At 71.8% G+C, this 20,741-nt stretch carries 23 protein-coding genes; 14 read left to right on the forward strand and 9 right to left on the reverse strand.

Translation table 11 applies throughout. From position 1 onward, the window contains the following. Positions 1–34 precede the first annotated feature (34 nt). The 6 genes from HP445_RS03505 to HP445_RS03530 all read left to right on the forward strand — a co-directional run bounded on the left by HP445_RS03505 (position 35) and on the right by HP445_RS03530 (position 6,924). Positions 35–784: a glycosyltransferase family 2 protein gene (locus HP445_RS03505; RefSeq protein WP_027465082.1), complete on the forward strand. Its 750-nt coding sequence runs from the start codon at positions 35–37 to the stop codon at positions 782–784. Continuing rightward, complete coding sequence (locus HP445_RS03510; protein ID WP_128781612.1) at positions 781–1,440, forward strand: TIGR04282 family arsenosugar biosynthesis glycosyltransferase; 660 nt, start codon at positions 781–783, stop codon at positions 1,438–1,440. The genes HP445_RS03505 and HP445_RS03510 overlap by 4 nt, the downstream gene beginning before the upstream one ends. Then, positions 1,437–2,099 (forward strand): class I SAM-dependent methyltransferase, encoded by a 663-nt coding sequence (locus tag HP445_RS03515; RefSeq protein ID WP_071406012.1) that lies wholly within the window; start codon positions 1,437–1,439, stop codon positions 2,097–2,099. The genes HP445_RS03510 and HP445_RS03515 overlap by 4 nt, the downstream gene beginning before the upstream one ends. 126 nt (positions 2,100–2,225) lie before the next feature. Further along, on the forward strand, positions 2,226–2,471 hold the full coding sequence (locus HP445_RS03520; RefSeq protein WP_128781611.1) for a hypothetical protein: 246 nt from the start codon (positions 2,226–2,228) through the stop codon (positions 2,469–2,471). A 145-nt stretch (positions 2,472–2,616) separates the two neighbouring features. Continuing rightward, on the forward strand, positions 2,617–4,236 hold the full coding sequence (gene pgm, locus HP445_RS03525) for a phosphoglucomutase (alpha-D-glucose-1,6-bisphosphate-dependent) (protein WP_128781610.1): 1,620 nt from the start codon (positions 2,617–2,619) through the stop codon (positions 4,234–4,236). A 222-nt stretch (positions 4,237–4,458) separates the two neighbouring features. Then, entirely contained in the window at positions 4,459–6,924 is a 2,466-nt protein-coding gene (locus tag HP445_RS03530; RefSeq protein ID WP_128781609.1) for an MDR family MFS transporter, read from the forward strand. A gap of 211 nt (positions 6,925–7,135) precedes the next feature. On the opposite strand, the gene HP445_RS03535 is transcribed toward HP445_RS03530, so the two are convergent. Further along, entirely contained in the window at positions 7,136–8,026 is an 891-nt protein-coding gene (locus tag HP445_RS03535; RefSeq protein WP_111234079.1) for a DNA-methyltransferase, read from the reverse strand. Between the two features lie 169 nt (positions 8,027–8,195). On the opposite strand from HP445_RS03535, the gene HP445_RS03540 reads away from it, so the two are divergent. Continuing rightward, complete coding sequence (locus tag HP445_RS03540) at positions 8,196–8,432, forward strand: GNAT family N-acetyltransferase (RefSeq protein ID WP_258727626.1); 237 nt, start codon at positions 8,196–8,198, stop codon at positions 8,430–8,432. A gap of 37 nt (positions 8,433–8,469) precedes the next feature. Here HP445_RS03540 and HP445_RS03545 read toward each other — a convergent pair whose 3' ends face one another. The 3 genes from HP445_RS03545 to HP445_RS03555 form a co-directional block, all read right to left on the reverse strand. Then, positions 8,470–8,799, reverse strand: a complete 330-nt coding sequence (locus tag HP445_RS03545) for a hypothetical protein (protein WP_111024936.1) — start codon at positions 8,797–8,799, stop codon at positions 8,470–8,472. A 165-nt stretch (positions 8,800–8,964) separates the two neighbouring features. Then, the gene (lplAB, locus tag HP445_RS03550; RefSeq protein WP_128781608.1) at positions 8,965–10,014 is read right to left on the reverse strand and encodes a lipoate-protein ligase LplAB; all 1,050 of its coding nucleotides are present in this window, start codon (positions 10,012–10,014) and stop codon (positions 8,965–8,967) included. A gap of 131 nt (positions 10,015–10,145) precedes the next feature. Continuing rightward, on the reverse strand, positions 10,146–11,015 hold the full coding sequence (locus tag HP445_RS03555; RefSeq protein WP_175330779.1) for an alpha/beta hydrolase: 870 nt from the start codon (positions 11,013–11,015) through the stop codon (positions 10,146–10,148). A gap of 105 nt (positions 11,016–11,120) precedes the next feature. On the opposite strand from HP445_RS03555, the gene HP445_RS03560 reads away from it, so the two are divergent. From HP445_RS03560 to HP445_RS03580, 5 genes are all read left to right on the forward strand, one after another. Then, entirely contained in the window at positions 11,121–12,278 is a 1,158-nt protein-coding gene (locus HP445_RS03560; RefSeq protein WP_071406018.1) for an inorganic phosphate transporter, read from the forward strand. 11 nt (positions 12,279–12,289) lie between these two features. Further along, positions 12,290–12,559, forward strand: coding sequence for a hypothetical protein (locus HP445_RS03565; protein ID WP_128781607.1), 270 nt, complete (start codon positions 12,290–12,292; stop codon positions 12,557–12,559). Between the two features lie 137 nt (positions 12,560–12,696). After that, complete coding sequence (locus tag HP445_RS03570) at positions 12,697–13,641, forward strand: acetamidase/formamidase family protein (RefSeq protein WP_128781606.1); 945 nt, start codon at positions 12,697–12,699, stop codon at positions 13,639–13,641. 219 nt (positions 13,642–13,860) lie between these two features. Then, a complete protein-coding gene (locus HP445_RS03575) occupies positions 13,861–14,271 on the forward strand; it encodes a MarR family winged helix-turn-helix transcriptional regulator (RefSeq protein WP_128781605.1) in 411 nt (136 codons plus the stop codon). After that, positions 14,268–15,605, forward strand: a complete 1,338-nt coding sequence (locus HP445_RS03580) for an MFS transporter (protein ID WP_372444931.1) — start codon at positions 14,268–14,270, stop codon at positions 15,603–15,605. Before HP445_RS03575 ends, HP445_RS03580 begins: the two co-directional genes overlap by 4 nt. A 196-nt stretch (positions 15,606–15,801) precedes the next feature. On the opposite strand, the gene HP445_RS03585 is transcribed toward HP445_RS03580, so the two are convergent. After that, positions 15,802–16,695: an alpha-E domain-containing protein gene (locus tag HP445_RS03585; protein ID WP_128781604.1), complete on the reverse strand. Its 894-nt coding sequence runs from the start codon at positions 16,693–16,695 to the stop codon at positions 15,802–15,804. Between the two features lie 131 nt (positions 16,696–16,826). Here HP445_RS03585 and HP445_RS03590 point away from each other — a divergent pair, with 131 nt between their 5' ends. After that, a complete protein-coding gene (locus HP445_RS03590; protein WP_111030838.1) occupies positions 16,827–17,345 on the forward strand; it encodes a MarR family winged helix-turn-helix transcriptional regulator in 519 nt (172 codons plus the stop codon). A gap of 10 nt (positions 17,346–17,355) precedes the next feature. After that, entirely contained in the window at positions 17,356–17,559 is a 204-nt protein-coding gene (locus HP445_RS03595) for a hypothetical protein (RefSeq protein ID WP_027465064.1), read from the forward strand. Between the two features lie 54 nt (positions 17,560–17,613). Here the strand turns inward: HP445_RS03595 and HP445_RS03600 are convergent, their stop codons facing one another. From HP445_RS03600 to HP445_RS03615, 4 genes are all read right to left on the reverse strand, one after another. Continuing rightward, a complete protein-coding gene (locus tag HP445_RS03600) occupies positions 17,614–18,462 on the reverse strand; it encodes an NAD(P)-dependent oxidoreductase (RefSeq protein ID WP_259555915.1) in 849 nt (282 codons plus the stop codon). Between the two features lie 61 nt (positions 18,463–18,523). After that, a complete protein-coding gene (locus tag HP445_RS03605) occupies positions 18,524–19,234 on the reverse strand; it encodes a M23 family metallopeptidase (RefSeq protein ID WP_128781603.1) in 711 nt (236 codons plus the stop codon). Positions 19,235–19,463: 229 nt separating this feature from the next. Further along, entirely contained in the window at positions 19,464–19,820 is a 357-nt protein-coding gene (locus HP445_RS03610) for a hypothetical protein (protein WP_111030844.1), read from the reverse strand. 135 nt (positions 19,821–19,955) lie between these two features. Continuing rightward, complete coding sequence (locus HP445_RS03615; protein WP_111030846.1) at positions 19,956–20,702, reverse strand: lysophospholipid acyltransferase family protein; 747 nt, start codon at positions 20,700–20,702, stop codon at positions 19,956–19,958. Positions 20,703–20,741: the final 39 nt, after the last annotated feature.

A 20,741-nucleotide genomic window follows, 5' to 3' on the forward strand; every position in this document is an offset into this window, starting at 1 on the left:
AGGACAGACCCGTCGATCCGACCGACCGCACCGAATGACGGACATGACTGTCGACGTGATCCTGCCGTGCCTCGACGAGGCGGACGCCCTGCCGAAGGTCATCGCACGGCTCCCCACGGGCTACCGGGCCATCGTCGTCGACAACGGATCGACCGACGGATCGGCCGACGTCGCCCGCGCCCACGGTGCCCTCGTGGTGACGGAACCCGTGAAGGGCTTCGGTTCGGCCTGCGCCGCCGGGGTCGCCGCGGCGACCGCAGACTTCGTCGCCTTCTGCGACGCCGACGCCTCGATGGACCCCGCCGAGCTCCCGCCCCTGGTCGACCGCGTCGCCAGTGGCCGCGTCGACCTGGCACTCGGCCGCCGCGTCCCGACGGGCCGCGGTGCATGGGCTCCGCACGCGCGCTTCGCGAACCGCGTCCTCGCCGTCCTCATGCACCGCGCGACCGGCTACCGCCTGCGCGACCTCGGCCCGATGCGCGTGATGCGCCGCGAGGACCTCGTCTCCCTCGACCTGCGCGACCGCCGCAGCGGCTACCCGCTCGAGATGGTCCTGGCCGCGCACGCCGCCGGCTGGCGCGTCGACGAGTCCGACATCGGGTACGCGCAGCGCATCGGCGACAGCAAGGTCACCGGCACGCTCCGCGGCACGATCAACGCGGTGCGGGACATGTCACGTCTGCTCCGTGCGTACCGCCGGGAGGCCCGTGTCCGGGTCGTCGCACCGGGACCGCTCCGCCAGGCGGCCGAGTCCACCCCCGTGGTCGAGGAGGCCCGCTCGTGACCGCCACCCCCGCCCACAGCGCTGCGCGCACCGACGTGACCGTCGCCGTCGTGGCGAAGGAGTGCCTGCCCGGCAAGGTGAAGACCCGGCTGACGCCGGCGCTCTCCCCCGAGGGCGCCGCACGCGTCGCGTCCGCGAGCCTCGCCGACACCCTGGCGACCGTCCGCGCACTGCCCGCGGCACGCCGGGTCCTGTTCTTCGACGGCGACGTCGTGCCCGCCGTGGCCGAGGGGTTCGAGGTGCTGCACCAGCCCGGTGGCGGCCTCGACGAGCGCCTCGGGTTCCTGTTCGACGCCGTCGACGGTCCGTTGCTGCTCGTCGGCATGGACACCCCGCAGGTGTCCACCGCGGACCTCGCACCGGTGTTCGACGACGCCGCCCGCGATGCCTGGTTCGGCCCGGCCGAGGACGGCGGCTTCTGGTCGCTGTACCTGCGAGAGCCCACCGGCGACCTGCTGCGCGGCGTCCCCATGTCGCGCGACGACACCGGAGCCGTGCAGCGCGCACGCCTGACCGATGCCGGCCTCGACGTGGGCGTGCTCGGCGAGCTGCTCGACGTCGACACCATGCCGGACGCCGAGCGGGTCGCCGACCTCGCACCCGACTCCGACTTCACCCGGGCACTCCGTGCCGAGACCGTGGGGAGCACCCGATGACCATGCACGCACCCGTCTCGTTCGGCGCCGGCGGCGGCGAGCCGTACGCCCGTGCGCTCCGCACCGACGGCCACCTGCGCCTGACCGATGCCGACCGTCCCGACGCCGTCACCACGATGGACGTCGGCCGCTGGAGCGCCGCCGCCGACCGTGTCGACCGCTCGCTGCTCGACGACGTCGACGGCGGGGTCATCGACATCGGCTGCGGCCCGGGCCGGATGCTCGTCGCCGCACGGTCCCGGGGCATCCCGGCGCTCGGCGTGGACGTCTCCGCCGAGGCCGTCGCCATCGCGCAGCGCTCCGGCGGCACCGCCCTGCAGGGTTCCGTGTTCGACGCGGTGCCCGACGAGGGCCACTGGGACACCGCGCTCGTGATCGACGGGAACATCGGCATCGGCGGCGACCCCACGGCCCTGCTCGCCCGCTGCCGCGAGATCGTCCGCGCCGGCGGCCGGGTCATCGTCGAGACCAACCCCGAGGTCACGGCCGACCGTGTGTACACCGCCCGGGTGGTCGACGCCGACGGCAACGAGAGCGCCGGGTTCCCCTGGGCCGAGGTCGGCCTCGACGCCCTGCATCGGCACGCGGCGGAAGCCGGACTGGTCGCGCGGCAGAGCTGGACGGCCGAGGGCCGGAACTTCTGCGAGCTGCTCGCCTGAGGCCCCGACACGCGCTTGTTTTGCACGATACAAGACAAGCGGGTAGAGTGGTGGTCATCCAGCCGACGGCGTCGCGGTCGCCGGCTCGGTGACCTGCGGACCTCGGCACGACGACGAGGAGCACCCATGCAGAACCGTCAGAACCCCCTGGGCGGCGCCTACGTGACCGGCCTCGAGACCCGCGCCGAGCTCGGCGCCTTCACCGGCGACGCGACCCGCAGCCCGATCGGCAGCTACACCGGCACCGGCATCGGCCGCGCACTCGGCCGCTTCGTCGACACGCAGTTCCGCCGTCCCGGCACCGCGACGTCCTCGACGCGCACCGTGACCGGCTCGTTCCGCACGGCGACCGGTTCGTTCCGCACCGCCTGAGACACCTGCCTCCACAGACCGCGAGCGGTCGTCCACCCCGGGGGTCCCCCCTCAACCCGGGTGGGGCGACCGCTCGCTCGCGTTCCCCCGACCTCCGGTGCACTTCCCCCGAACGCGCCAGGGCGGCCGATGCCAGGATGGACGCATGAACGACCGCGCCGGCACCCCAGCGACCGCAGACGACCTCGTCGACCTCGACGAGCTCCTCGCCGCCTACCACGACCGAGTGCCCGACGTCTCGGTCCCCGAGCAGAAGGTCGTGTTCGGCACGTCCGGACACCGCGGGTCGTCGCTCGACACCGCCTTCAACGACACCCACATCGCCGCCATCACGCAGGCGATCGTGGAGTACCGCCGCGACCAGGGCACCGACGGGCCGCTCTTCATCGGCCGCGACACCCACGCGCTCTCCGCCCCCGCGGAGCAGACCGCCCTGGAGGTCCTCGCCGCCAACGGCGTGCGCGTGCTCGCCGACAGCGAGGACGGCTTCGTGCCGACGCCCGCACTGAGCCACGCGATCATCCGCTACAACCGCGCCGGCAACCCGGACACGGCCGACGGCATCGTCATCACGCCGAGCCACAACCCGCCCCGCGACGGCGGCTTCAAGTACAACCCGCCGCACGGTGGACCCGCCGACAGCGACGCCACGAGCTGGATCGCGAACCGGGCGAACGCGATCATCGAGGGCGGCAACGCCGAGGTGCAGCGCACCGAGGACGCCGAGCCCGAGCGCTACGACTTCCTGAACACGTACGTCGCCGACCTCGAGAACATCATCGACATCGCCGCGATCAAGCGTGCCGGCGTGAAGATCGGTGCCGACCCGCTCGGTGGCGCCTCGCTGCCGTACTGGAACGCCATCCGCGACCACTACGGCCTCGACCTGACCGTCGTGAACCCCGAGGTCGACCCCACGTGGGCGTTCATGACGCTCGACTGGGACGGCAAGATCCGGATGGACCCGTCGAGCCCCTCGGCGATGGCCTCGGTGCTCGCCCGGAAGGACGACTTCGACGTCCTGACCGGCAACGACGCCGACTCCGACCGGCACGGCATCGTCACGCCCGACGGCGGGCTGATGAACCCGAACCACTACCTCGCGGTCGCGATCGAGTACCTCTACGCGCACCGGCCCGAGTGGCGCGACGACGCCGCGATCGGCAAGACCCTGGTGTCGTCGAGCATCATCGACCGCGTCGCCGAGTCCCTGGGCCGCCGCCTGTGGGAGGTCCCGGTCGGCTTCAAGTGGTTCGTCCCCGGCCTGATCGACGGTTCCGTGGCCTTCGGCGGCGAAGAGTCCGCGGGTGCGTCGTTCCTGCGCACCGACGGCACCGCGTGGACCACCGACAAGGACGGCATCATCCTGGCGCTCTTGGCGTCCGAGATCGTTGCCGTCACCGGCAAGACCCCCTCGCAGCTCTACGCCGAGCTGACCGAGCGTTTCGGTGCGCCGGTCTACCAGCGCGTCGACGCCGCGGCCTCGAAGGAGCAGAAGGCCCGCCTCGGCAAGCTCGACGGCGACGCCATCACCGCGGACACCCTGGCCGGCGACCCGATCACCGCGAAGCTGTCGAAGGCCCCGGGCAACGACGCGGCCGTCGGTGGCGTGAAGGTCGTCACCGACAAGGCGTGGTTCGCCGCGCGGCCGTCGGGCACCGAGGACGTCTACAAGATCTACGCGGAGAGCTTCGTCGGGCAGGAGCACCTCGAGCAGGTGCAGCGCGAGGCCAAGGAGATCGTCGACGCAGCACTGGGCGCGTAGCGCCCCCTCGGCCGGGCTGCGGGTCTCGGACAACCGCAGCCCGTCCGCCGGACCCGAGCCGGGCCTCCAGGCCGTGTGCCGCCGGGGCGCACCGGGCGTACCGTGACTGCCGATCCACTCAGGAAGCCGTCTCGGTGCGACCGAGCACTTGCGGCAGTTGTAACTTTGCAGGCAGCGCAAAAATCGTTCTGCCAGCGCATCGGTACCCGGGAGACCCTGCTCATGACCCAGACGGCGACCGCACCCGCGGCCCCCACCACGGCGTCCAACGTCGTGATGAACCACCGACAGATCCTGTTGGTGATCTACGGCCTGATGGCCGGCATGTTCCTCGGTGCCCTCGACCAGACGATCGTCGGCACCGCGATCCGCACCATCGGTGACGACCTGCACGGGCTCGACCAGCAGGCCTGGGTCACCACCGGGTACCTGATCGCCTCGACGGTGACGACCCCGATCTACGGCAAGCTCTCCGACATCTTCGGTCGCCGGCCGCTCTTCATCACCGCGATCGGCATCTTCATCGTCGGCTCGTTCGCGGCGTCGTTCTCCACCTCGATGCTCATGCTCGCCGGGTTCCGCGCGCTGCAGGGCCTGGGTGCCGGTGGTCTGATGTCCCTGCCGCTGGCGATCATGGGCGACATGCTCGCCCCACGCGAGCGCGCGAAGTACCAGGGCTACTTCCTGGCGGTCTTCGGCATCTCGTCCGTCATCGGGCCGCTCGTCGGTGGCGTCTTCGCCGGCGCGGACCAGCTGCTGTTCATCGCCGGCTGGCGCTGGGTGTTCCTGATCAACGTGCCGATCGGCATCATCGCCCTGTTCATGGTGCTGACGTTCCTGCACCTGCCGAAGTTCGGCGACCGCGGCAAGCCCCGCATCGACTGGTGGGGCGCGACGCTCGTCATCGTCACGCTCGTGCCGCTGCTGCTCATCGCCGAGCAGGGCCGCGAGTGGGGCTGGGACTCCCCCGCCGCCTTCGCCTGCTACGCCATCGGTGCCCTCGGCCTGATCGCGTTCATCATCGTCGAGCGGGCCATGGGCGACGACGCGATCCTGCCGATGAAGCTGTTCGGGTCACGGGTGTTCTCGATGTCCGCGATCCTGTCCGTGCTCGTGGGCTTCGGCATGTTCGGCGCGATGCTGACGATCCCGCTGTACCTGCAGATCGTCAAGGGCGTGACCCCGACCGAGTCCGGGTTCGCCATGCTGCCGATGGTGCTCGGCCTGATGATCTCGTCGATCGCCTCCGGTCAGATCATCTCCCGCACCGGCAACTACCAGGTCTTCCCGATCACCGGAACGGCGTTCACAGCGATCGGATTCACGGTCCTGACGTTCCTGACCGCCGACCGACCCCTGTGGTTCCTGATGCTCGGCATGTTCGGCATCGGGCTCGGACTCGGACAGCTCATGCAGACGCTGACCCTGGCCGCGCAGAACTCGGTCTCGCCGCGGGACATCGGCGTCGCCACGAGCGCCGCGACGTTCTTCCGCCAGATCGGCGGCACCATGGGTACCGCCGTCCTGCTCTCCGTGCTGTTCACCCTGATGCCGACGAACATCAGCGCCGCGATGCAGAACGAGTCCGACCTGAAGAGCGCGCTCAACGCCGCGATGACACCCTCGGTCGCGAACGCGTCGAAGAACCAGGGCGTGATGGACGAGATCTGGACGAAGATCGTCGACCCGGTGCAGAAGAACGTGCAGGACGGTCTCGACCAGGGCACCGCGCAGGCGAAGCAGGCCGCCGACGCCGCCGTGACCAAGCAGGTGACGGCCGCCGTGCAGCGGCAGGTCGCCGCGGGCACGGTCCCCGCCGCCGCAGCGGACACGATCATCGCCCAGCAGGTCGACGACGCGAAGCTCGCAGCCGAGCAGCAGGCGCTCGAGACGGCGGCCACGAAGGCGAACGCCTCGGTCGTCGACGGCACGCTGCAGATCGACTACTCGGACAAGGCGCAGCGGGAGAACGTCGTCGACCAGGTCGCCCCGACGCTGATCAAGCAGCTGAAGAGCGGCGACTCGGCCGCGAGCTCGTCCACCGACTCGGCGACGAGCGACACGTCGTTCCTGAACGGGGCGGACCCCCGGCTGAGCCGTCCGTTCCTGGTCGGGTTCAGCGACTCGGCCGTCCGCGTCTACTACGTCGGCCTCGCGGTGATCCTGCTCGCGTTCGTGCTGACGTGGTTCTTCCGGGTGCCGCCGCTCCGCAAGACCTCGGCGCTGCAGGAGCAGGCCGATGCCGCACGCACCGCTGCCGGTGCGGGGTCGGACGGCAGCGCCGCCGCAGCCGCTGCCGCCGCGGCACCCGGGGCTGGTCCGGTACCGACGGGGTCGACATCTGCCTCTGCCGGCGTGCCGACCTCGCCCGACGTGCCGACGTCGCCGGACGTGCAGCCGCGGTCCGCCCGGGCCGCCGGAGCGTCGGACGTCTCGGTGCTGCCGCACGGGGTCGACGACACCCGTGCGCCGCTGCCGAACGCCACGACGCACGGTGCGCACTCGGCGGCTGCGCCGGTCGACGAGCCACCGACGACGACCGGTGCCATCCGGACCCGGGCTGCCCACGCGGCTGCGGTCGTGGAGCCGGACGCCCCCGGGGCCGGAGCCGACGCGGCGGAGGCGAGCCGGGCCTCCCGGCCGGACGCTGACGACGCGCACGGGCACGGGCGGCACTCGGCGGAGTAGTCGGTGCGGGCCCTGGCTCGCTGATGCCGAACGACGAGGTCGCTGTCGCACGACAGCGACCTCGTCGCATCTGCGCGTCTGCAACCGTTGCGGCCGCGCGGGAGCGACACCGCCGATGTCGTGCGACGTCGACATCGTCGCTCGTTGCGTGTGCATGTTCCGACGATCCACGCGTCGAACGACTCGTGGATCGTCGCAGACCCCGCCGGCCTCAGACGGCCGGCGCCGCGTCCCCCGCCGCTGCCGCCGGTGCTCCGGCCACCTCGAACGACGCCCCCGGCAACCGCTTCCGCATCACGTCGATCGCCGCCGGGTTGTCGTCCACCAGCACGTACCGCCGTCCCAGTGCCTGTGCCACGGCACCTGTGGTCCCGCTGCCCGCGAAGAAGTCGAGCACCCAGTCCCCCTCGCGCGAGGACGCCTGCACGATCCGCCGCAGCACCCCCTCGGGCTTCTGCGTCGGGTAGCCGGTCTTCTCGCGGCCGGTCGGCGACACGATCGTGTGCCACCAGACGTCGGTGGGCAGCTTGCCGCGCTCGCGCTTCTCGGGGGTGACGAGCCCCGGCGCCATGTACGGCTCGCGGTCGACGGCCTCGGAGTCGAACCAGTACCGCGACGGGTCCTTCACGTAGACCAGGATCGTGTCGTGCTTCGTGGGCCAGCGCGTCTTGGACTTGGCGCCGAAGTCGTAGGCCCACACGATCTCGTTCAGGAACGACTCGCGGCCGAACAGCGCGTCGAGCAGCACCTTGGCGTAGTGCGACTCGCGGTAGTCGAGGTGCAGGTACAGCGTGCCGTCGGTGGCGAGCAGCCGCCAGGCCTCGATGAGTCGGGGTTCCAGGAACGACCAGTAGTCCTCGAACCGGTCGTCGAAGCGCATCAGGTCGCCGCGCACCCGCTCGTAGGTCCGGCCGTGGAACCCCATCACGGGACCGTCTGCCTTCGGTACAGCGGAGGTCGCGTGCCGACGCTGGTACCGGCCGGTGTTGAACGGCGGGTCCAGGTACACCAGCGTGAAGGAGCCGTCCGGGTAGGCGGGGACCACGTCGAGTGCGTCGCCGAGGACGACGCGGTCCGGGCCTCGGTCGTCTCCCCTGCGCACGGACCCATTGTCGCGCACCGAGCGAGCACGCTCGACGCGCACCGCACCGCACCGCACCGCACCGCACCGAGCGAGCACGCACCGCACGCCCAGGCCCCGGCGTACGGTCGAGTGCATGGCAGCAGCACCCGAGGTCCGCAACGACACCGACAAGCAGTAGTACTCCCTGATCGAGGACGGCGAGGTCATCGGCCTCGCGGCGTACGAGATCGACGGCGACGAGATCCGCTTCGTGCACACCGAGGTCGATCCCGAGCACCGCGGCGGTGGGCACGCGTCGATCCTGGTGCAGCACGCCCTCGACGACGTCCGTGCCAGTTCCTCACGCCGGGTCGTCCCGCAGTGCAGCTACGTGCACGCGTGGATCGAGCGGCACCCGGACTACCAGGAGCTCACGACGCGCTGACGCGGGCGACGCACAGACGAGCGCGGCACCCGTCAGCTCAGTACGACCGGTCGTGCGTCCCCGCGCGGGCCTCGTGCCGCCCGGCGCTCCGCACCGTCGGCACCCGGATGAGCACGCTGCCGCTGAGCAGGTCGTGGTCGTGGTCCGCCGGTGACGGTGCTTGTTTCGGCAGGCGCGCCTGCCGTTCGTACTCGGCTTGCGTCTCGTGCCGGGTCGGTGCGAACACCTCGTCCAGCATCCCGCCCATGCCTCCGGATCCGCCGCTCCGCTGGGACTTGTTCGACAGGTCGATCCACCCCATGCGATCGGCGATCCACACCACGACGGCCACGGCGGCCACCGCCCCCAGGAAGATCAACCAGTTCACGGCAGCGACGCTACGTGGGCTGCGCGGCGAGCGGATCAGCCGCGCGGGGGATTCTCATCATCCACACGTCTGGTTCATGAGGTCGAGGCGCAGACTCGACAGCAGCGGCGGCCGGGACGTCCCCCCTCAGCTCCGGCCGTCGCGTCACCATCGACCGAGCAGGACTCACGGCACCCGCTCGAGCCACTCCTTCGTCGCGAACTTCGTCCGGACCAGCTCCTGCGCACGCTCGCGCTCGGCCTCGGTCACGTGCCCCTCGGTCGCCCCGTACAGGCGGGTGAAGGTGCCGATCAGCCGCTCGATGATCTCGGCGCGGGACAGCCCGGTCTGCGAGCGGAGCGGGTCGACGCGCTTCGCAGCACTGGTGGTGCCCTTGTCGCTCATCTTCTCGCGCCCGATGCGCAGCACCTGCACCATCTTCTCGCCGTCCATGTCGTAGCTCATGGTGGCGTGGTGCAGCAGGGACCCGGTGCCGAGGCGCTTCTGTGCGGCCCCGCCGATCTTGCCCTTGGTCGAGGTGATGTCGTTGAGCGGCTGGTAGTACGCCTCGATGCCGAGCGACTTGAGCGCCTCGATCACCCACTCGTCGAGGAACGCGTACGAGTCGGCGAAGGTCATGCCCTGCACCAGGTCGGACGGCACGTACAGCGAGTAGGAGATGACGGCGCCGGCGTCCATGAACATCGCGCCGCCGCCGGAGATGCGTCGGACCACCTGCACGCCGTACTTCTCGGCGCCGGCCGGGTCGACCTCGTTCTTGAGCGACTGGAACGACCCGATCACGAAGGCCGGCTGGTCCCACTCCCAGATGCGCAGCGTGGGCCCACGACGGCCGGCACCGACCTCTTCGGTCAGCACCTGGTCGAGCGCGAGGTGCTCGTTCGGGCTGATCGGCCCTTCGTGCACGATCTGCCAGTCGTGGTCGCGCCAGGTCGAGGCCCGCGACAGCGCGCGGCGCACCGCGACGCCGACGGACTCGGGCGTGAAGCCGAGCAGCACCGCATCGGTCGGCAGGGCCGCCCGCACGGCTGCGGCGACGCCAGCAGCGTCGGTGGTGACGGGGAGCCCGTTCACGGCCGCGTCGATGAGCGGCAGCGCGTCGTCGGGTTCCAGGAAGAAGTCACCCGCCAGGCGGAACTGCTGGATCGTGCCGTCGACGACCTCGAGGTCGACGACGACCAGCTTGCCTCCGGGGACCTTGTACTCACCGTGCATGCCGCAACCCTATTCCGGACGGCCGACGGCCCGGCAGTGGGCCTGCCTGGTGACGGCCTGGAGGCCCGTGGCGGCACCGCCACGGGCCTCCAGTCCGCCGCCGGTCGCGTCGCAGGACGCGGCGAGCGCCGTCAGCGCGCGGTCACCCGGTCGAGCCACGCGACCAGGTCGCCGATGACCTCGGCGCGGTTGGTCTCGTTGTAGACCTCGTGCCGCGCGCCCTCGTACACCTGCACGGTCACGTCGGACAGCCGGCCGCGTCGGCGGTACGCCTGCGCCAGACGCTCGATCGAGCGCGGACCCCCGAGGGTGTCGTCGGAGCCGACCTGCAGCAGCATCGGCAGGTCGTGCGGGATCCCCCGCCGCGGCACACCGAGCAGCCGGAGGGTGTCGGCGAGCCCGAACAGTCCGATGACGTCAGCCTCGACCGCCAGGGGGTCGAGCGCCATCGCGTCGATGATCGTCCGGTCGCGGGTGAGCCACTCGTACTTGGTGGGCCCGGACCCCGCGTGCCGGGCGTTGAGGTCGCCGCTGTTCATCCAGCCGGGCAGCCGGTAGGCGCTCGCGGACAGGACGACGCCGTCGTAGCGGTCCGACGAGGTGTTCAAGATCCGCTGCGCCATGAGCGACCCCCACGAGTGCCCGAGCAGCACGAGCGGCAGCCCGGGTTCGTCGGCCCGCGCGACCGCGCTCATCTGCTCCACCGCGGCGATCGCCGCGCGCAGGCCGCCGGGGCCGAGCCGACCGAGCTTGGCGTGGTCGCCGTCCCACTGGGTCAGGCCGGTGCGTCCGTGCCCGCGGTGGTCGTTCGCGTGCACGGTGTAGCCGGCGCGCACCAGGTCCTGCGCGAGCGGTTCGTACCGGAGCCCGTGCTCCCCGACCCCGTGCGCGATCTGCACGACACCCTTCGGCCGCGCCGCACGCCAGGTCGAGTAGACGATCTCGACGCCGTGGGCGTCGGTGAACGAGGCGTCGCCGCGAGCGGCGGAGAAGGTGGGCACACCCGCATCCTTCCAGACACTGCCATCCTCGCAGACGCGCTCCATCACGGACCTGTTCACCCGGCGTTCACGCAGGGGGTTCCAGGCGGGCCTAGCGTCCTGCGCATGGACGTCATCGTCATCGTCACGCTGGTGATCGTCGTGGCCCTCGTGTTCGACTTCACGAACGGCTTCCACGACACCGCGAACGCCATGGCCACGTCGGTCGCCACGGGAGCGCTCAAGCCCCGGACCGCCGTGCTCATCTCCGCCGTGCTCAACGTGGTCGGCGCGTTCCTGTCCACCGAGGTCGCCAAGACCGTCTCGCAGGGCATCATCCGCGAGGGGCAGGACGGCATCCACATCTCGCCCACGATGATCTTCGCGGGGCTCGTCGGCGCGGTGCTCTGGAACTTGGCGACCTGGTACCTCGGGCTGCCGTCCTCGTCCACCCATGCGCTCTTCGGCGGGCTCATCGGCGCCTCGATCATCGGCGCGGGTCTGAACTCGATCAGCTGGGCGACGGTGGTGTCGAAGGTCGTGCTGCCAGCGCTGCTCTCCCCGGTCATCGCCGGGGTCATCGCCCTGGTCGCGACGTACCTGGCGTACGTGCTCACGAAGAACGCGACGACGCACGGTGCCGCGACCGGGTTCCGGCACGGGCAGACGATCTCGGCGTCGCTGGTGTCGCTCGCGCACGGCACGAACGACGCGCAGAAGACGATGGGCGTCATCACGCTGACCCTCATCGCCGCGAACTACCAGGCCGCCGGCACCGGTCCGGCGCTCTGGGTGATCCTCGCCTGCGGGCTCGCGATCGGCCTCGGCACCTACATGGGCGGCTGGCGGATCATGCAGACGGTCGGCAAGAAGATCTCCGACGTGCAGTCGCCGCAGGGCTTCGCCGCCGAGACGAGCTCCGCGGCGACGATCCTCATCTCGTCGCACCTGGGCTTCGCGCTCTCGACGACCCACGTGACGAGCGGCGCGGTCGTCGGCTCGGGCCTCGGCAAGAAGCTCGCCGACGTGCACTGGTCGGTCGTCGGCCGCATCGTCATCGCGTGGGTCATCACATTGCCCGCCGCTGCGGTGGTCGGGGCGCTCGCCACCTGGCTCGCGTCGACCTCGGCCTTCGGGCTGGTGCTCGTCGCGGTCCTCGCCCTGGCCGGCGGGCTCACCTTCTACGTCCTCGCCAAGCGCAAGCCGATCTCGCACGAGGACATCACCACCGAGTCCGGGCCGGCCGAACAGGCCGAGCCGCAGCCGACCGGCGCGACGAACTGAGGGGAACGACGATGGACATCGACTTCACCGCGATCGGCACGGTCGCCGGCGTCGGCTTCGTGGCCGCCGTGGGCCTGGTGCTCGTGTACACGCTCGGCCTCCGGCTGCTCGGGACGGGACAGCCGGACGACGCGGGTGGCGAGCGCACGCAGTACTCCGACGAGAGCCCGCGCTCCGGGCACACTCCGCCGTCGGCACTGGCGGGAGCCGTGCTGTGCTTCGCGCTGTGCATCGCTGCCGTGCTGGCCGGCATCTGGCTCACGATCCCCCAGTTCCACTGAGGACGTTCCTTCCCAGAACACCTGCGATGGCTGGTGGAATCGGGCGTACCTGGTCAGAACTTCCGACCAGGTACGCCCGTTTCGACCAGGTACGCCCGGAACCGCCCCGCACCCACCCCGCCTGGGATGATCGAACGGTGACCACCCACCACCACCTCGACGCCACGGTCGACTCCGCCGTCGACGTCTTCACCGCCGAACGCCAGCCGGTCCTGACCGTCGAACCGGGCGACACGGTGACCGTCCGCACCCTGAGCGCCGCGGGCTACACGGAACGCCAGCCGGGCCCGGGCCTGGACGCTCCGACCCTGATCGACCCGCGCCGGGGCCACTGTCTGGTCGGGCCGATCGCTGTCGCGGGAGCACGTCCGGGGATGGTCCTGGCGGTGCACTTCGACGACCTCGTGCCCGACGACTGGGGCTACACGGCCTCGGGCGGGGTCGACTCCCCGGTGAACCGCGCACTCGGCCTGACCGATCCGGCGTCGCGCGGCCCGCTCCTCTGGGACATCGACGTGTCCGCCGGCGTCGCCGTGAACCAGCTCGGCCTCGGGGTGCGGACGGCACCGTTCCTCGGCGTCGTCGGCGTCCCACCCGAACCCACCGGGGAGCACTCGACGATCCCGCCCCGCGCGGTCGGCGGCGGCAACGTCGACTGCCGCGAGCTGATCGCCGGCTCCAGCCTGTACCTGCCCGTGACGGTACCGGACGCCCTGCTCCACGTCGGCGACGGGCACGCGGCCCAGGGCGACGGCGAGGTCTCCGGCACGGCGGTCGAGTGCGGCATGACGACGACGATGACCCTGACGCTCCTCGATGCGGCTCCGGTCGAGGGTGTGCACGCCGACACCCCCGCCGGACGCATCAGCTTCGGCTTCGATGCCGACCTCAACGTCGCGACGGCCACGGCGCTCGACCGGATGGTCGACTGGATCGCCGGGCTGCACGGCATCGGCCGCGCCGAGGCCCTCGCGATGGCGAGCGTGGCGGTGAGCATGCGCATCACGCAAGTCGCGAACCGCACGTGGGGCGTGCACGCCCTGCTCCCGCACGACGCGATCCTGACGGACGCGCGGCTCTGAAGGCCGGGAGGCCCGCCCAGCGCGAGCCGACCGGCGGACGCTGGGCGGGCCTCCCGTCCGACGTTCCTTCCCATCGCACCCGCGCTGGAAAGCGGAAACGGGCGTACCTGGTCGGAAGAACCGACCAGGTACGCCCGTTTCGACCAGGTACGCCCGTTTCGACCAGGTACGCCCGAAATCAAGTTCGTTCGCTGAACTAATGAGATAGGCTAACGACCGATGACCGACGCCACCGACCTCCGCATCGCGGTGAACCGGCTGTCCCGCACCCTCCGTGCCCAGAAGGCCGACTCGAGCGTCACGGACGCGCAGTTCTCCGCCCTCGCCCGCCTGCACCGCGACGGCGCCATGACCCTGGCCGACCTGAGCCGGCAGGACGGCGTCACCCCGCCCTCGATGACGAAGACCATCGCGGTGCTGGTCGAGCGGGGCCTGGTGTCGAAGTGCGGGCACGGTGACGACCGCCGCAAGGTGCTGCTCGGCGCGACGCCCGCCGGAGCGTCCTTCGTCGAGGAGACCCGACGCCGCCGCGACGGCTGGCTCTCCCCGCGACTCGCAGCACTCACCGCCGACGAGCGGAGCACCCTCGCCGACGCCACCGAGATCATGAGGAGGCTGGCCCAGCAGTGACCGCCATGTTCCGCTCCCTCGCCGGACGCAACTACCGCATCTGGTTCGCCGGGGCCCTGGTGTCGAACGTCGGCACGTGGATGCAACGCACCGCCCAGGACTGGATCGTGCTGACCCAGCTCTCGGACAACAACGCCGTCGCGGTGGGCATCACGATGGCCCTGCAGTTCGGCCCCCAGCTGCTGCTCCTGCCGCTCACCGGGCTCGCCGCCGACCGGTTCGACCGCCGGAAGATGCTCATGCTCACCCAGGGCCTGATGGGACTGCTCGGGCTGGGGCTCGGCGTCATGGTCCTTACGCACACCGCCACCCTGCTCGCGCTGTACGGCTTCGCCCTGGCACTCGGCATCGTCGCCGCGTTCGACGCCCCGATCCGGCAGGCCTTCGTCTCCGACGTCGTGCAGGGCGAGGACGTCTCGAACGCCGTCGCCCTGAACTCCGCGTCGTTCAACGCCGCACGCCTGATCGGCCCCGCGGTCGCCGGTGTGCTCATCGCGGCGATCGGCTCCGGATGGGTGTTCGTCATCAACGCCGGGTCGTTCCTGGCCGTCCTGCTCGCACTCCGCTTCGTCGACCCCGCCCAGCTCGCCGAACGGGTCCGGGCGGGCCGCGGCAAGGGGCAGATCGTCGCCGGCTTCCGGTACGTCCGCACCCGACCGGACATCGTCGTCGTGCTCTGCATGATCTTCGTCGTCGGCACGTTCGGCGTGAACTTCCCGATCTTCACCTCGACGATGGCGCGGGTCGAGTTCCACCAGGGCGCCGGCGAGTTCGGGCTGCTCAACTCGGTGATGGCGATCGGCTCGGTGCTCGGTGCACTGCTGTCCGCCCGGCGGGACAAGCCGCGGATGCGCACCCTCGTGCTCGCCGCCGGCGGGTTCGGGCTCGCGTGCACCGCCGCTGCCCTCGCCCCGACGTACTGGACCTTCGCGATCGTGCTGGTGTTCGTCGGACTCGCGTCCCTGACCTTCATGACGACCGCGAACGCCCTGGTGCAGACCACGACGAAGCCCGCGATGCGCGGCCGCGTCATGGCGCTCTACATGGCGATCTTCGCGGGCGGCACCCCCATCGGCGCCCCGCTCGTCGGTGCCGTCGCGGACGCCTTCGGCCCACGCTGGGCGATCGTCGTCGGCGCGGCCTCGGGCTTCGTCGCACTCGGGATCGCGCTCGTCTGGCTCGTCCGGTACCAGCGGGTCCGGCTGCGCTACGACGCCGACTCGCGGCTGCACCTGGCGATCACGCACGCCGTGCCGGTGGTCGGCTCGCGCGCGGCGCTCCGCCGCGAGCTGGAACGCGACGAGACGCTCGCCGACCGCTCCAGCGCCGTCTGACGGACCGGCGGGTCGCCCTGCCCGTCGGCCGACGGCCCGTGACGCACCGACCGTCGGACGGGAGGCCCGCACCGGCGCCGCCACGGGCCTCCCGTCCGGCGCCACCCGGGCACACGGCCGCGGTCGCGACGCGCGGACCGACCCGGTTCCGCCGCACGTGCGCCGAGCCGGCGCCGAACACCGGCTCCGGGTGGGCTCAGAGGACGGGTGCGGACGACGCGAAGACGCGCTCGTCAAGTGCTGCGGCGACGCGGTCGGCAGCCACCGCCAGCCGTTGCCCGACGTCACCCGCCACCGCGAGCGCCGACTCCTCGGGGATGCCGTCGAGCAGGGCGCGGACCTCGTCGAACCCGGCGACCTCGTCCGCGACGCAGGACGGGGCGACGTCGGCCAGGCACTCGGCCGCGCGGTGCACGGTGAACCGCAACGACCGCGGGCTGTGCGCGTCGAGGAGCAGGAAGGCGGCGGCGTCGGACGGCACCGGGGCGTGGTCACGGCCGCGCAGGAAGGCCTCGCCCGCGCCGCACGCCCGGAGCGCCGTCGTCCACGAGGTGACCGCATCCGGCTCGAGCAGCCGCGACGCCAACAGCCGTGCGGTGGAGGCGCAGCGGGTGAGCGAGCGTCCGAGGGTGAAGAACTCCCACACCTCGTCACGGCTGGCATCCCCCTCGACCACCCCGATGGCGAGGGCACTGCGCTCCCGCACCCAGCCGAGGAACTCGTGCGCCCGGTCGGGGGCGATCTTCCGGGGCATCCGCGACCGCGTGACGTCGAGGCAGTCCCAGAGCTCGCTCGAGACGACCTCGCGGGCACGGCGTGCGTGGTCGCGGGCGACGGCGACCGCGGCGGCGATGGACGCGGGTTCGTGCCGGTCGAGCGCGAGGGCGTCGACGGTGGCGGCACGGTCCGGGTCGTTCGCGGGGCCGGTGGTCCCGATGACGCTGCGGAGCTCGGTGGACACGAGCCGGTCGTCGTCGAGGGTGCCTGGTTCGCGGCGGGCGACGTAGACGTCGAGCAACCGTGCGACGACGTCGGTGCGCTCCACCGCGCTCCCCACGTGGAAGACGTTCCCCGCGAGGCGGCTCAGCACGGCTGCTCCTGCATGTCCAGAACCTAACGAGCCGGCGTTGCCGGGGTGTTACAGAACCGCGTCACGGGTGTTGCAGGTGTCCCGTCTCCGCGCTCGCTAGACAATCTAACTAGAGCGTCTAGCATTGGGGCATGACGTCCGAGGTGATGACCAGCACCGCGGGGTACTGGTACGAGGACTCCGCGGTCTCCGCCGTGGACGTCCTCAACGCCCTGCGGCGGTACCGGACGGCCGAGAGCGCTGCGCAGCGCCGAGCGCGCGAGGCACTGGGGATCGGCGAGAACGCCCTGCTGGCGATCCGGTTCCTGATCGACGCCGAGCACGACGGCCGCACCGTCAACGCGAAGGACCTCGCCGAGCGGCTCGAGATCACGGCGGCGTCGACGTCGGCGCTCGTCGACCGGCTCGTCCGCAGCGGCCACGTCGAACGGCACGCCGACCCGAACGACCGCCGTGGCGTGATCCTCACCGCCACCGGCACCTCCATGCGGCACGCGCTCCGGGTCATCGAGGAGCTCGACGCCCGCGCGCTCGAGGTCACCGAGCACCTGCCGAGCAACGAGATGGCCGTCGTCGTGGACTTCCTGGACGAGATGGTCCGTGTCGTGGACGAACTCGACGCCGGGTCGGACCACCTCCGTCGCGCGTAGCCTGGACCGCATGGACCCTCGCGGCGAGCACCACCCCGAGGACGACATGCCGTTCGCCGAACTCGACTCGCGGGCCCGTGCCGACGCTGCGCTCCGACGGATCCAGGCCGGGTCCGATCCGGCTCGTGAGGCGTTCGACCTCGCCAACACCATGAACGACGAGGCCGTGGGGCGGCTCACGAAGCGCCTGCGGCGGCTGTTCCGTCGAGGCTGATCGCTCGGCCGACCCGTGCATGTGCCCGTGCGTGCGCGTTCGCCCGTGCGTGCGTCAGAACGCGGTGCCGACCGCGGCGATGTCGTCGCCCCCGTGGCCGGCTGCGCTGGCATCGGCGTAGACGCGTCCGAGGGCCTCGAGCAGCGTGGTGGACACCCCGGTGGTCCGGGCGGCATCGGTGATGAGCCCGATGTCCTTCCGCAGCCCGTCGAGTGCGAACTGGGCGGGGAACTCGTGGGCGATCATCGCGGCGCCCTTGGTGTGGGCGTAGGCGGAGTCGCTCGCACTGCCCTCGATGGCCTGCAGGAACAGCGCGGGGTCGAGCCCGAGCGCCGCCGCGAGGGCCAGGGACTGCCCGGTCGCCGCGGTGATCGAGGCGATCCAGGCGTTGGCGGCGAGCTTGAGTGCGGTGCCGTCGCCGACGTGATCGCCGGCACGGACGGTCTTCGCGCCGATCGCGTCGAGCACGGGGTCGACACGGTCGAGCAGGTCCGCCGGTCCGGCCGCGAGCATCGTGAGCGTGCCCTGTTCGGCGGGGGCCTTCGTGCCGAGCATCATCGCCTCGACGAGGGTGATGCCGTACTTCTCGGCCAGCTGCACGATCGTCGCGGTGCCGTCGACCCCGATCGTCGAGGCCTGCACCCACACGGCGTCGGCCGGGGCGTCGCCGGCAGCCTGCTCGAGGACGTCGACGACCGCATCGGTGTCGAACAGGGTGAGCAGGACGACCTCGGCGTGCTCGACGGCAGTGCCCGGGTCGCTCGCCACCGTCGCGCCGCGGTCACCCAGGGGCGAGGCCTTGTCGGCACTGCGGTTCCAGACCGTCACCTCGTGGCCGTCGCGGAGCAGTGAGCCCGCCACGCCGGCACCCATCGCACCCGTCCCCAACACCGTCACTCGCACGTGCGTCTCCGTCCTGGCGCGACAGCGTGCCGCGACCGCTCCGACGCTACGCCCGACGCCGTCAGAGGAGCCCGCGAGCCCTGAGCCAAGCGGCCGGGTCGATCGGGGTGCCGGCCACGATGACCTCGAAGTGCAGGTGGGCGCCGGTCGAGACGCCCGTGTTGCCGACGGCCCCGAGGCGCTCCCCCGCGCCGAGGACCTGGCCGGGACGGACGTCGATCACCGACAGGTGCCCGTACCGGGTCGCGGTGCCGTCGGCGTGCCGCAGGAGGACCTGGTTGCCGTAGCCACCGAGCACACCCGCCGAGACGACCCGGCCGGGCAGCGCGGCGACGACCGGGGTCCCGATGGCCGCGGCGAAGTCGACCCCCTGGTGGTTCGACGAGCAGGCCGCGCAGCCGACGACCCAGCGGGAGCCGAAGCCACCGGCGTCCGGGATCGCACCGACCGTGGGGCGGGCGGCGCCACCGGTCGAGCCCGAGCCACCGGGGACCCGGAGCGCTGCGGCAGCACGGCCGACCGAGAAGTCGTCGCGGCCGGCGGTCGGACCGGTCGAACCGTCGGCGACGAAGTGCTGCGTGCCGATGGCTGCCGACGTGGGTTCCGGAGCGGCCGGAGCGGCGACGGCGGTCTGCGGGGAGCCGACCGCGACGAACAGGCACGTGACGGCGGTCACCGCCGCGGCGGGGAGGGTCCGCCGGGCGGGGATCCGGAAGGACGCGGGGCGGCGGCGCGCGGGAGCGGCGGGATGCTCGGGTGCGGCGGGCTGCATGGGAGCGGCAGGCTGCGTGGGCCGGATGCGTCGTGCGGGCTGGGTGGAAGCCGGGGTGGCGGGAGGGGGCACCGCCACCCCGGCGGCTCGGAGCGGCCCCGGCTGTGCAGCGTGCCGTGCACGGCGCGGCCGGAGCGCGGTCGGTCGGGCGGCGGCGCGGCGCTCGGCACCGCGTGGGCGCCGGGGCAGGCCGTCGTCGGGGGTCGTCATCGTGCGGTGACCAGCCCGGTCAGACGCGGACGACGCCGTCACGGGCGATCCGGTCCAGCTCGCACACGACGGCGTCGACGACCGCGCGGGTGATCGCGTCGGCGACGGTCTCGACCAGGACGAGGTGCTCGGGGCGGATCGTGACCTCGGTCACCAGGGCCGATGCCACCCGGACCGGGATCTCGTCGATCGCGGCGACGAGGGCGGCCGGCACCAGCGTGGAGTCACCCGGGCGGACGGGTGCGGACATCGGCGAGGTCGGCACGGGGGTCACGACGGCGAGCGCCGGTGAAGGGGTGGAGCGCACGGTGGAGTGCGGAGCGTCGGCCTGATCGCGACGCTGGGCGATGGAGTCGAAGAGCGGGGTGGAGGACATGCTGCGGACGGTCCGATCTGGATGTCGTGGCTGGTCGTTCTCGGGCGACCGGCGATGGCGGCGTGCCGAGTGGCACGTCCGCCATTCAACCATCGATATTTCAGATGTGCAATAGTGACCGGACAGTCACGGTGATCAGTCGGGGTCGACGGCGGCAGCGGTCGGGTCGTCCGGCTGCAGCGCACGACGGACCCGCTCCACGATCGTCGCGGGCGGGTTGTTGTAGGTGTTCGCCGGCTCCTGGCCGCTGAGCTCCTGGATCGCCGCCATCACGGCATCGGTCGCGTGGCGCCGAGCACGACCGGACGACGCCTCACCGAAGGACGACAGGTCGATCGGCTGCCCGAACTCGATCGTCACGCGGGCGAGCTTCGGCAGCCGGGACCCGACCGGCTGGACGTCCTCGGTGCCGGTGAGCGCGACGGGCACCACGGGGGCACCGCTCGTCAGCGCCAGCCACGCCACACCCGTGCGGCCCTTGTAGATCCGGCCGTCGAGCGAGCGCGTGCCCTCCGGGTAGATCGCGAACGCCTCGCCCTCCTGCAGGCGTGCCAGCCCGAGGTCGAGGGCCTGCTGGGCCGCCGCACCCGCGCCACGCTCGACCCCGATGGCGCCGATGCCCCCGAAGAACGCGCGCGAGACCGCTCCCTTGAGGCCCGAACCCGTGAAGTACTCCTGCTTCGCCAGGAACGACACCTTGCGCGGTGCCATGAGCGTGATCGCGGGCGAGTCGATGAACGAGCGGTGGTTGCTCGCGAGGATCACCGCACCACGCTTCGGGACGTTCCGACGACCGATGATCTTCGGGCGCCACAGCAACCGGGCGAGCGGGGTCACCACCGCGCGACTGAGCACGGTGGCGAACTTCGTCGAACCGGACACCGGACCTCCTCGTGGTGACGAGCTACCGAGTGTAATGAG

Source organism: Curtobacterium flaccumfaciens, from assembly GCF_013359815.1.
Lineage (GTDB): Bacteria > Actinomycetota > Actinomycetes > Actinomycetales > Microbacteriaceae > Curtobacterium > Curtobacterium flaccumfaciens.